This window comes from Paenibacillus sp. D9, assembly GCF_001188365.1.
GTDB lineage: Bacteria > Bacillota > Bacilli > Paenibacillales > Paenibacillaceae > Paenibacillus_O > Paenibacillus_O humicus.
Window position 1 is genome coordinate 3,580,748 of the sequence record NZ_JZEJ01000001.1, and the last position, 10,825, is coordinate 3,591,572.

Here is a 10,825-nt window from a genome sequence, read left to right on the forward strand (position 1 = left end):
CGCGCTTCCGTGTCCCCCGGGTTTTCAAGCGAATCATACTGTTCGAATCGTCTTGGCCGACACCTCGAACCGCTCCGCCATCTCTCTGGCGCTCACCCGTTTGCGGCTCAGCAGCAGAACGGTAATCGCCAGAAGGCGGTCGACTTTCATCGACGGGCGATATACAGCGGGCCCAGCTCGACGGTCGAGCCGGCGGATTGGCGCAGCGCTTCCAGCACGACCTGGGCGTTGTAGCCGTCCGCGAAATCATAGACGAGCGCATCTTCGCCTCTCAGCGCCGCGATGACCTGCTTCAGCATCGGGAGCGGGCTTGCAATCCCGTCGGTATCGACTGCCTGAAGGCTGTCGACGGAAACCCCGCTGTACAGATGCTGCCAGTTTTCCAAAGCGATGACGCCTTGGGAACCATGCACAACCATGGAAACCCGCTCCTCGCCGGGCAGGCCCGTGCTTCCGCTTAGGGCGATCGGAATCCCGCTCTCCAGGGTCAGCGTCGCTTCGGCCCTATTCTCGGACAAGGCGCTGTCGGCCGGATAGGAGACCTCGCTGCTCAGCCGGGCGATTCGGCCGAAAATTTGCTGGATCATATGGATCCAATGAATGCCGACTTCAAGCAGAAATCCGCCCTGCTCCCGGGTCGCGACCCATCCGTTCTGCTGCCAGGCCCTCGGCCACTGCGGGAACTGCAGGAACAGCTCGATTCTCTCCACAGTCCCGGCCGCGCCATCCTCCAGCAGCTCCTTGAGCTTGAGAACCGGGGGATCGAGCGGGAACGAGAAATGCACGGCGTTCACGAGCTCCGATCCTGCCGCCAGCTCCGCCATTTCGCGGGCTTCCTCCAGGCTGTTCGCAAGCGGCTTCTCGCAGAACACATGAATGTTCTTCTCGAAAGCGGCTGTCGCCACCTCATGATGCATCGCCGGCGGGACGGCGATGTACAGCAAATCGATGCCGCCCTCATCCAGCATGATGCGGTAATCCGCATAAGTCCTTACCCCGCCTGCGCTGCCCAGGATGTTGTCGATCGCAGCCGCGTTCGGGTCGCATACCGCCGCCAGCTCGATAGCCTCCGGAAACCCGGGAGCCTTCTGAACAATCATATTCCTTCCCATTACGCCCAGACCGATGACGGCCAACCTGATTTTATCCATGCTCCGCTCCGTTTCTTCGTTCAAGAATGATAATCCCGCCCAGGGTCTGCCACTGCGGACAGCCTATGGATAAAGAAAATATACCACGGATGGCAGGGCAAAAAAGAGAGGGAACACGTTCCCTCTCTTCAGCCGTCGATATCGGACCGCCTCAGCCCATCAGAAAATCCGGATCGGCGAAGCTCGGGTTTTGGATACTTATAAAATATCGTTCCATACGGGCTCCTCCACAGAGCAAGCCCGCGCTGGATGCCCCGGCTCAAATGAATGACGGCCGCGTTCTTCTCCCTATCCGCCGCTGCTGGCGGACAGCTCGCAAGAAGCCAACCGGCAGTTCCGGCTTAAACGGACAAAGAAGAGAGGCCGAGGCCTCTCTTCTTGCTGTGCGCGCATGGACAGGAATGGGAGCTCTCGCGGGCAGCCAAAACGCCGGCCGTTCATTTCACCGCGTAAATTCCTTCCTTGTAGGTCATCGAGTACACCATGCCCTCCTCCGTCAGAATAGCGCCGGCGATATTGTCTGGGGCTACCCGCACCTGCCTGCCGTCGGGATCGACCCGATAGATGCCGGGCTCGTAACCGCCGGACAAATAGTAGACGCCGGCCGCACCCGTATAGTACGAGCTTATGGGCTGAGCCGTCAGCTTCGTTTCCTTGCCGGAGGCAAGGTCGTACCGGAACAGCTCTCCGGGATCGTAGTCGCTGCCGGCCGGATTGACCTTGTAATAGATGGCTCCAGAGGCGAACTGGATCTGTGCCGCCTTGCGGCTGACCAGCGTCTTGGCGCCGCTCCCGTCCATCCCGGCGGACATGACATGCCCGGTCTTGGCTTCGACGTAATAAATCCGGCTGCCTTCTATCCAGAACGATGCGGCCGGGCCCGTCAGCTTGGTCTGCGTCTGATCTCCCAAGCTGATTCTGTACACGGCGCTCTCATCCGCCCCGTCGCTCGTCTTGTAGCCAAGCGCATACAGATAGCCGTCCCGAGCATACATGCTGCCGACGTCCGAGTACCCGGGACCTTGCCCGCTGGTCGTCCGGTTGATGAGGTAGGCATATCCCGGCTGCCCGAACGGCTCCTTCTTGCCGGTCTTCAGATCCACCCGGCTTAGATTGCCTTCCGGCTTGGCCATCGGATCGGAGTCGGTCAGGTACACAGCTTCTCCCGATTTGACGTAGTGGACGATGCTGCGGGCGTCGGCCACCTTGGCGATGGTCCCGTTATCCACCCGGTATAACGTCTCCGATCCCACCGTCAAGTCTCCTGTATGCAGGATGATGTACAGGTCGTTATCCATCCTCTCGATGCCGGCAACCCAGCCATTCTCAGGCTTCCAGGACAGCAGCTTGGCAACGGTGGCGGATTGTCCCGAGGCAAGGTCGTACGCATGCAGCTCTGCCAGCTTGTTAACGGTAGTGACATAATACAGCTTTTGCCCGATGACCTTCGCTTGATCGAAAACCGGACTTCCCGCCAGCTCAATGGCCGCCTCTTTCTGACCGTCTGTTTTGCGGTACAGCTTCTCCACGGCTCCGCTTCCGGTATAAATGCGCTTGAAGGAATACGAAGTATTGCCATGCCGGGCGAGGGGAACCGTGTCGCCATAATTGATCGGCTTGCGGGTGTCGGCCAGCTGTTCCTTGACCTTGTTCTTGACCGCCTCCGTACCGGCGGCCTTCCAATCCACGGCATTGTCTCCGATGAGAATAAGGCCGTCATGCCAATCGATCTGCTTGCCGATCGCTTCCGCCGCGCTTCGGAGCGGCAGCATGATCTGTCCGTTCACCTTCTCCGGCGCCGCATCCATGACGCGGACTTCGCCATTCACAGTCATCGAGGTGCTGTTGACGGTGAACTTGACCGTTCGTTTGAGCTTGCTGCTGTGGAGAACGACCTCATTCGGCTTCTGCTGCTGCCAATTGGCTTCCCAGCCCTGCTGGAGGTCTGCCTGAGTCGCAAGATAGCTCATCAGGCGGATCGGCACCAGGACGCGCCCATTTCTCTGAGCCAGCTTGAAATCGGTGTAGACGTCCGTCTTCTGTCCACGGATGAATGCTTTGTTCTGATAGTCATAGGGAAAGACAATCATATTCCCGAACGCTTCGGGCAATGGTTTGGCAGCTTCCGCCGCATTCGCCAGAGGGGCCAGAAGGCTCAGACAGAGACTTGACGCCAGTAGAACCGAGGCTGCTTTCTTCATGTCGGATTCTCCTTATAGGATCAGGTTAGGATCTTCACTATAGACGCGCCAAGCAGGAATATGTTTCCATTTATTCGATAGGTATTTGGCCAAGCGCCTTCCCCACGCCTTTCATAGAATGAATGGACCTGAATCTAAATGGAGGGGCGACACTTGGCCAAACCTGGAGTATCGATCGTGGCCTGCACGAACAGGCCCGAATTCATTCCGAACATTCTGAGCAATTATAAACGACAGCTCTATCCGAACAAGGAATTGATCCTCATCGTCAACAAGGACAAGGCCGATCTGAAGGCCATCCGGCGCATAGCCTCCGCTCACCGCCATGTCCGCGTCTACTCTGTGCCCGAGAGAATATCGCTGGGCCAATGCTTGAACTGCGGCATCTCGCGGGCCAGGCATCCTCTGATCGCCAAGTTTGACCACGATGATTATTATTCGCCTTATTATCTTCGGGAGCAGGTCAAGACGCTTGCCTCCAAAGGAAGCTCCGTCATCGGCAAGCATGCCTGCCTCGTCTATTTGGAAGGGAGCAAGCGGCTCGTCGTCCGCTCCCCCGAGGAGCAGCATAAATTCGTCGATTTTGTGCAGGGCGGAACGATCTTGTTCCGGAGGAGCGTGCTGAAACACGCGCGCTTCGACGATATCTCCTTGGGCGAGGATGTCCGGTTTTTAAGAAAATGCACAAAAAGAGGCTGCACCGTCTATGCATCCTCACCCTACAATTACGTGTACATCCGCCGAAAAAACAAGAGCACCCACACCTGGAAGGTCAATGACCGGTACTATCTGGCCAAAAGCCTTCCCGTTGCGGTTACCGACAACTATGCCGCCTACGCCAAGAAAAAAGCCTGACCTGAGCAGAGGACCGGTGAAAGAAGCTGCGGCAGCAGCAGCTTTCACCGGTCGCTCACGGGTATGGTGATCAGGAAGGTCGTGCCGATGCCCTTTTCGCTCTCGACTTCGATGACGCCCTTCACTTTGTCGATCGTGCTGTAGACCATGAGCATGCCAAGGCCGGTCCCTTCCGCCTTCGTGGAATAATACGGCTTGCCCAGGCGGGATATCTCCTCCTTGGTCATTCCGATTCCCGTATCCCGGATGCTGATGACGATATGCTGCTTTCTCTCGGCGACATCGATGGAGAGGATGCCGCCTCCCGTCTCCTTCATCGCTTCAATTCCGTTTTTGTAGATATTGATCAGGCATTGCTGGATCTGATTCCGGTCATATCGGATTCGGAGGCTGTTGCTGAAGCTGAATTTCACCTCTACGGCATGGATGGATGCATAGGGCATGATGACATTTTTGGTATATTCCAGCTCATCGATCATGTTGGAGTAGACCATGTTTTCCGACTGCGGCTTGGCGAACGACAGATAATCGCTGACGATCTTCTCGGCCCGGTTGAGCTCCTGCAAAGACAGGTCCACGAATTTTTTCTCTTCCGGCGTAATCGTCGCCGATTTCTGCAGCATTTGCAGGAATCCGCTCGTTACGGTGAGCGGGTTCCGGATCTCATGCGAGACGCTTGCCGCCAGCTGGCTGACGACCTTCAACCTTTCCGACTGGAGGATCCGCTCCCTGTTTTTGAAGTTGATCAGAATCTTCTCGATCAGAATCATGATTACGCTTATCACTCCGACATAAGTCGTCAAAGCATTCCAGGCGAGGGTCTGGAATTGCCGATCGGATACGCCTAAAATCAGGCTCAGAGTCGCGAGGTAACATCCCATCGTCAGAAAAGCGATAGCGGCTGCCGCGACAACGCGGCCACGGGAATCCAATTTCAAGAACGTCTTGCTGTAGACAGGAATCAGGATGAAGGCCCCGGTAGAGAACAGGAACGATTCGAGCATCCCTGGCCCTCCAACATAGAACCGGCATGCATTCAAGATGATATACAGCGGGAATACACTCTTGTGGCCTCCAAACAAGGCCACGATGATGAACGGAATATATCTCAAATCAAATATAAATCCAATATCTAGCTTTATTGGCTTGATGATACAAAGAATCATCGTAATGGCCGATAGAACAACAAGGATATTGTTGGAATAGGGATGGGTTTTATTTTCAAAAAAGATTAAAAAAGTCAAAACCGGAACTAATAAAAATAAAAAATTCAAGAGCAAGGTCTCAAACAATGAATAACTTCCTTTCAATATTTGATACAGCAAGGAAATAACCTTCATTTTCAAGCTATATTCTGTCAGTAAGCATTTCGTTACACCATTATAATCACAGATTGCTCAATTACATATGATTTCTTCGCTATATATTTTGAATAATCCTAAAATTTAAATTGAAAACGCTGCCAACAAAAATTTTGAAGTGGCTTGAGCCAGGAAGGAATCGCCGTAGGACACGCCCTCTATCGTGCGCAGCTTCATGGCCTCGCTGCGCTGTCGTTCTTCCCTGCGAGCGCCAAAAAAAGGCCGACGAAGTCCATTGCGTGCCCTGTTTTGCAGCCATCGTACGATTGGGATTTTCCTGTTCTTCCATTTATTCCGTTGTCGTTCCTGTGCTATTGTAGGATATGGCAGCAGCCAAGTTCTGTAAGTCGAAACCATTCAATCGGAGGTAGTTTCTCAATGGCCGATGCTGTAATAAATCCGCAGAATACAAAATATCCAATCGAGGTCATGAAGGCTGTTCGCGCATCCCTGGGCGCAGATGAAAACTCGGATGAGATGGACAGCCAGATCAATACTTTGGCGCAAGTCCGTGTCATGGACATCTTCCTGGAGTCGCTTGGAAATCCAGCGCGGGGCCAAGTCATCCGAGACACGGTAGGCAAGGTTTTCGGGTTCGACCTCGATCTCATGTCTCAAAACGATGAAGGCAACCTGCTTGCGAGCTACAACTCCGAGATCATGGCCGGTGTGCGAACCTATCTCGGCCTGGCTTCGGATGACAGGAGCCGGGACTCTGCGATCATGAGTTTGAAAAAGAATGACGTCATGGACCATTTTCTATCCGCCTATGGAGAAACGATTCCAGGTTCGGACAGCCGCCGGATAATCAATTACATCTTCGGGGTAAATATTGACGGCCTAAGCGGGCTTGAGCGCTCGAGATTGTCGGTTTACTCGAAGGGCCAATGGGAGCTGAACAACCAAAACGACGTGCTGATCATTAAATCGAGCAAAGGCGACGTCGATCTTTATGTGGGTCCGACAGCCTATTACGTGGACAAGCTCGGAACAGACCAGCTTCCTCCTGAACTTGTACATGCCCTGCTTTCGCTCGGATTCACTCTCGATACGGATGCCAACCTGTATACCTACCACAACGTATCCGGCGAATCTGTTCCCGATGCGTTCAAAGGGCAGGTTATCGGCGCAATTGTCACTTGCATTCAAACTAACTTTGCCAACCTGTAAAGTCGGGCAGGCCCGGCCAAGCTGCTTGCCGCAGCGGCGGCCGGCAGCCCTCCACACCTTGCCTATGACTCTTGTAAATGGCCAAAAAAAAAACCTGCTCAACGAATGAGCAGGGTTTCTTTGCCTTTATGCCGTACAGTATGCAGACGACAAGCCGCCACATCATATGGATTCATTCACGCAGAAAGGGTGCCTGCGGGTTTAAAAGGTCCTCAACAACTGCTTGTAGTCCTCGTAAGCCAGCTTCCACTCCTCCATGCGGACTATCTTTCTCCCGTCCAGCAGGGCGGCGATGACATCGAGACAGACATGCCAGCCGGCCAGATCCTTGGGTGTATGGCCGGTCATCTCGCGGATGGTCTCGATCAAGACGAGGCGGCATCCGCCGGGTTCCGGATACAATTCGAAACGGACCCGGTCCTCGCCCCAAGCGTATTCAAGGACGGAATGCTCCCGAAGCTCGAGAATTTCGAGCTCCTTGAACGTGCCGTCCTGCATGTCGAACCGGATGCTTCCGCCTTCGCGAAGCTCTTCCACCCGCAGCTCCGGGAACCATTCCGCCAGCTTGTCGTTGACGGTGAGCGACGACCAGACTTTCTCTGCCGTGTGCTTCAGGCGCCGCTCGAAGCGGGCTTCGTATCCATCCGCTACAGGGGTTAATGACGCCAACATGATTGGACCTCCTCCTTGGGAATCAGGGCCGCTGCCCCGGGATCCCTGGTTTCACGCGGGCCGTTCTAGCGGTCCTCTTCGTCCATATGCTTCTCCAGTGCGTCCAGCTTGTCCGACCAGAACCGCCGATAAGGCTCGAACCAATGATCCAGCTCCTTCAATGGCTCCACGTTCAATCGATACCAATGGCTTTGCCCTTCTTTTCTTACCGAGACGAGCTCTGCTTCGCGCAATATCCGCAAATGCTTGGAGATTCCGGGCTGACTTAGCGACGATAAAGCAACCAGCTCTCCGACAGAGCGCTCCCGGACGCGCAGGGAGTCGAGAATTTTTCTGCGCTGGGGCTCGGCGAGCACTTCAAACAGCTTGTCCTCATTCATGGCTTATACATTACCTTTCAGTTATATTTCTGTCAAGGCATGAAAAGCAGCCGGCATACGGTGGTCTCCCTGCCAAACAAAGCGCTATTTTTATCGGTCAGAAGGTCGTGTACCGTATACTTCGGCTTTTTCCTTTGGTGCGAATAAAGGAGGCCTTGCGGTGGAAATTTAATCCTTGGACTTGCGCCGGAGATTCCCGGTCCAACCAGCGTTCACAGAACCTAACTCGACGATGTCAGCGTTGAAGCGCCGGCTGGCTCATAAATTCCAGGTTCACGGCCCTGCATTTATGTTAAAATAGCTGTAGACAAGCATTGGCTGGTCCATTAGCCTTGCCATTCTCATTTTGCCCTCGGGCTCCAATGAGGAGAAACCATCTACAGAAACAGGACACTAGGAGGAGTTACAATGGCACTCGTTTCCATGAAGGACATGCTGAACAAAGCGCTTGCCGAGGGCTACGCCGTCGGCCAGTACAACATCAACAACCTGGAGTGGACGCAGGCGATCCTCGCTGCGGCACAGGAAGAGCAATCCCCGGTCATTCTCGGCGTATCCGAAGGCGCGGCCCGTTACATGGGCGGCTTCAAAGTCGTTACCGCCATCGTCGGCGCTCTGATCGACGAAATGAAAATCACGGTTCCGGTTGCCATCCACCTCGACCACGGCTCCAGCTTCGACAAATGTAAAGAAGCCATCGATGCCGGCTTCACTTCCGTCATGATCGACGCTTCCCACCATCCGTTCGACGAGAACGTCGAGACGACGAAGAAAGTCGTTGAATACGCGCACAGCAAAGGCGTTTCCGTTGAAGCCGAGCTCGGCACGGTCGGCGGCCAGGAAGACGACGTCGTTGCTGACGGCGTTATCTACGCAGATCCTAAAGAATGCTTCGAGCTGGTCAAGCTGACAGGCATCGACTGCCTGGCTCCTGCTCTGGGCTCCGTCCACGGCCCTTACAAAGGGGAGCCTAACCTCGGCTTCAAGGAAATGGCCGAGATCCGCGAGACGATCAAGCTTCCGCTCGTACTGCACGGCGGCACGGGCATCCCTACGAACGACATCAAGAAATCCATCTCCCTCGGAACGGCCAAGATCAACGTGAACACGGAGAACCAAATCTCCTTCACGAAAAAAGTCCGTGAAATCGTGACGGCTGACCATGAAGTCTACGATCCGCGCAAATTCCTGGCACCAGGACGCGACGCGATCAAAGCGACGGTCATCGGCAAAATGCGCGAGTTCGGTTCTTCGAACAAAGCGTAAGACGCCCGCAGGAACGAAAAAGGCAGGAAGGACCTCGGTCCTTCCTGCCTTTTTTGGCATGCCGTGCCCGGAAGTGAAGCTGATCCCAACACGACCGCTGTTTAAGGGCGGAAGAAGCAGGCTCTTGTCCGGTCATGGACTCTTGCCAGTCACCGGCTCCTTCGGCAGTCATGTCCCCGCCGCCTCGATCGTACACTAGAACGAGGATGCTTGTACGAGACCGCTATCGGAGGGATGACGATGAAAATTACATCCGGGGGAATGGAGGCCGTCTATTACGGCCGCGTATCCGCCTACGGCATGAGCCCGATTGAAATAACGCTGTCGGAAGAAAAGGACCCTCTGACGTTCCATTTCTGCATCGAGCACGACCCGCAGCGGGACGACATCGCGACGGACATCCGGCTGATCCGCTACAACGAAGTCCGGATTGCCTGCATCAACTATCCGCGAGGCAAGCCGACCGGCAATGAGGATCTGATCCATCTGGGCGTACTGGACAGCCGCAGCCTGTCTCTGCGCTACGAGGTGACGATCCACTACGACTTGTCGGCCTGGGCGCTGGCCTTCACGTTCTACTCCGGCAAGGGAGGTCCGGGAGATGAATAAGCTCGAGATCCAGGATCCCAAGGTCGCCAGCAAAATCATCGCCGCCAACGCGGAGAGCGACAAAAGAAAAGCCGAGCTCGGCTTCCTCGGAAAATTTTTCGGCTCCGGCGAAAATGTCCGCCTCTATATCGTGGGCACGATCGCGCTGAGCGTCCTGCTCATCGCCCTCGTGTATACGCTGACGCCCGCTTCCTACCGGTCCGCCGACTTCGGGCTGAAGGAGATGTGGACGCTCGTCGTCCTTCCGGTCGAATCGACCATCATCGGATATTTGATCGGATCGCGCTCCAAGGATTCCGGAGGATGAGCCGTCACTTCAGCATCCGCAGCAGCAGCGCTTCATACCAGCGCCAGGGCAGCAGGGCGCGGCCCCAGACAGAGAGCCTCATGCCGCGCCCGGACAGGTAGCGCATCCGGGGCTTGGCCGTGCCGGCGATCGATGCGACAAGCCGGGCGACTGCGGCAGGATCCGGCGCGTTATCGGAAGTTTTGCGCGAATAAGCCAGAATCCTGTCCAGCATCCCTCGATATGGAGAGGCGTCGGAGACATGGACCGCATGGAAGCCCTTCTTCCAGATCTCTGTCCGGTAAGCTCCCGGCTCCACCAGCGAGACATCGATGCCGAAAGGCTTCATCTCCAATCTCAGCGCCTCGCTGAAGCCCTCCACGGCGAACTTGGACGTACTATAGGGCGCGTAGCCGGGAAGGGCGATCAGGCCGCTTACGCTGCTGATATTGACGATATGCCCGCAGCCCTGCCCGCGCATATGCGGCAGCACCGCTTGCGTGACGGCGATCAGGCCGAACACATTGGTTTCCATCTGCTCCCGCCAGGCCGCCATCGGCACCTCCTCGACGAAGCCTCCCGCCGCGTAGCCCGCGTTGTTGACCAGGACGTCGATTCTCCCATGCCTGCGCATGACATCCGCAACAGCCTCCCGGATCGCAGCCGGTTCCGTGACGTCCAGGCGGATTGTCTCCAAACGGTCCTGCACCGCTGCGCGTTCAGCCTCTGCGAGCAGCGTCCCGCTCTTGCCGGGATTCCGCATCGTCGCGATGACCTTAAATCCTCGCCTGGCCAATTCGACGGACGTGAGCAGCCCGAACCCGCTCGATGCCCCCGTAACCAGGGCGATTCTATCCCCTTGCTTCATCCCTCT

The 10,825-nt window shown here is 55.8% G+C and carries 11 protein-coding genes and 1 pseudogene; 5 read left to right on the forward strand and 7 right to left on the reverse strand.

Annotated features, from left to right (window positions below):
* Positions 1–45: 45 nt before the first annotated feature.
* From VE23_RS26580 to VE23_RS16055, 3 genes and pseudogenes are all read right to left on the reverse strand, one after another.
* Positions 46–150 (reverse strand): annotated as a pseudogene (locus VE23_RS26580) (DNA-binding transcriptional regulator); the annotation flags it as partial.
* Positions 147–1,175 carry a Gfo/Idh/MocA family protein gene (locus tag VE23_RS16050; protein ID WP_232316977.1) on the reverse strand — a complete coding sequence of 343 codons (1,029 nt, stop codon included), beginning with the start codon at positions 1,173–1,175 and terminating at the stop codon, positions 147–149. The gene VE23_RS16050 and the pseudogene VE23_RS26580, both read right to left, overlap by 4 nt.
* A 413-nt stretch (positions 1,176–1,588) precedes the next feature.
* On the reverse strand, positions 1,589–3,352 hold the full coding sequence (locus VE23_RS16055; RefSeq protein WP_049868537.1) for a stalk domain-containing protein: 1,764 nt from the start codon (positions 3,350–3,352) through the stop codon (positions 1,589–1,591).
* A 153-nt stretch (positions 3,353–3,505) separates the two neighbouring features.
* Here VE23_RS16055 and VE23_RS16060 point away from each other — a divergent pair, with 153 nt between their 5' ends.
* Entirely contained in the window at positions 3,506–4,207 is a 702-nt protein-coding gene (locus VE23_RS16060) for a glycosyltransferase (RefSeq protein ID WP_232313140.1), read from the forward strand.
* Positions 4,208–4,251: 44 nt separating this feature from the next.
* On the opposite strand, the gene VE23_RS16065 is transcribed toward VE23_RS16060, so the two are convergent.
* Positions 4,252–5,547 carry an ATP-binding protein gene (locus tag VE23_RS16065; RefSeq protein WP_373864533.1) on the reverse strand — a complete coding sequence of 432 codons (1,296 nt, stop codon included), beginning with the start codon at positions 5,545–5,547 and terminating at the stop codon, positions 4,252–4,254.
* A gap of 399 nt (positions 5,548–5,946) precedes the next feature.
* Here VE23_RS16065 and VE23_RS16070 point away from each other — a divergent pair, with 399 nt between their 5' ends.
* Positions 5,947–6,738 carry a hypothetical protein gene (locus VE23_RS16070; protein ID WP_049868539.1) on the forward strand — a complete coding sequence of 264 codons (792 nt, stop codon included), beginning with the start codon at positions 5,947–5,949 and terminating at the stop codon, positions 6,736–6,738.
* A gap of 201 nt (positions 6,739–6,939) precedes the next feature.
* Here the strand turns inward: VE23_RS16070 and VE23_RS16075 are convergent, their stop codons facing one another.
* Together VE23_RS16075 and VE23_RS16080 are read right to left on the reverse strand one after the other, a co-directional pair.
* Positions 6,940–7,410: an SRPBCC family protein gene (locus VE23_RS16075; RefSeq protein WP_049868540.1), complete on the reverse strand. Its 471-nt coding sequence runs from the start codon at positions 7,408–7,410 to the stop codon at positions 6,940–6,942.
* Positions 7,411–7,475: 65 nt separating this feature from the next.
* Positions 7,476–7,790 (reverse strand): ArsR/SmtB family transcription factor, encoded by a 315-nt coding sequence (locus tag VE23_RS16080; protein ID WP_021877703.1) that lies wholly within the window; start codon positions 7,788–7,790, stop codon positions 7,476–7,478.
* 408 nt (positions 7,791–8,198) lie between these two features.
* On the opposite strand from VE23_RS16080, the gene VE23_RS16085 reads away from it, so the two are divergent.
* From VE23_RS16085 to VE23_RS16095, 3 genes are all read left to right on the forward strand, one after another.
* A complete protein-coding gene (locus VE23_RS16085) occupies positions 8,199–9,056 on the forward strand; it encodes a class II fructose-bisphosphate aldolase (RefSeq protein ID WP_048747599.1) in 858 nt (285 codons plus the stop codon).
* A 240-nt stretch (positions 9,057–9,296) separates the two neighbouring features.
* Positions 9,297–9,665: a DUF6864 domain-containing function gene (locus tag VE23_RS16090; RefSeq protein ID WP_048747597.1), complete on the forward strand. Its 369-nt coding sequence runs from the start codon at positions 9,297–9,299 to the stop codon at positions 9,663–9,665.
* The gene (locus VE23_RS16095; RefSeq protein WP_021877706.1) at positions 9,658–9,972 is read left to right on the forward strand and encodes a hypothetical protein; all 315 of its coding nucleotides are present in this window, start codon (positions 9,658–9,660) and stop codon (positions 9,970–9,972) included. The genes VE23_RS16090 and VE23_RS16095 overlap by 8 nt, the downstream gene beginning before the upstream one ends.
* A gap of 4 nt (positions 9,973–9,976) precedes the next feature.
* Here VE23_RS16095 and VE23_RS16100 read toward each other — a convergent pair whose 3' ends face one another.
* Positions 9,977–10,819, reverse strand: a complete 843-nt coding sequence (locus tag VE23_RS16100) for an SDR family oxidoreductase (protein WP_049868541.1) — start codon at positions 10,817–10,819, stop codon at positions 9,977–9,979.
* Between the last annotated feature and the right edge of the window lie 6 nt (positions 10,820–10,825).

Excerpts from the sequence above, each read along its gene's own strand:
- VE23_RS16065 (WP_373864533.1), bottom strand. The coding sequence starts at position 5,547 with ATGAAGGTTATTTCCTTGCTGTATCAAATATTGAAAGGAAGTTATTCA.
- VE23_RS16055 (WP_049868537.1), bottom strand. The coding sequence starts at position 3,352 with ATGAAGAAAGCAGCCTCGGTTCTACTGGCGTCAAGTCTCTGTCTGAGC.
- VE23_RS16085 (WP_048747599.1), top strand. The coding sequence starts at position 8,199 with ATGGCACTCGTTTCCATGAAGGACATGCTGAACAAAGCGCTTGCCGAG.
- VE23_RS16070 (WP_049868539.1), top strand. The coding sequence starts at position 5,947 with ATGGCCGATGCTGTAATAAATCCGCAGAATACAAAATATCCAATCGAG.
- VE23_RS16080 (WP_021877703.1), bottom strand. The coding sequence starts at position 7,790 with ATGAATGAGGACAAGCTGTTTGAAGTGCTCGCCGAGCCCCAGCGCAGA.
- VE23_RS16100 (WP_049868541.1), bottom strand. The coding sequence starts at position 10,819 with ATGAAGCAAGGGGATAGAATCGCCCTGGTTACGGGGGCATCGAGCGGG.
- VE23_RS16095 (WP_021877706.1), top strand. The coding sequence starts at position 9,658 with ATGAATAAGCTCGAGATCCAGGATCCCAAGGTCGCCAGCAAAATCATC.
- VE23_RS16090 (WP_048747597.1), top strand. The coding sequence starts at position 9,297 with ATGAAAATTACATCCGGGGGAATGGAGGCCGTCTATTACGGCCGCGTA.
- VE23_RS16075 (WP_049868540.1), bottom strand. The coding sequence starts at position 7,410 with ATGTTGGCGTCATTAACCCCTGTAGCGGATGGATACGAAGCCCGCTTC.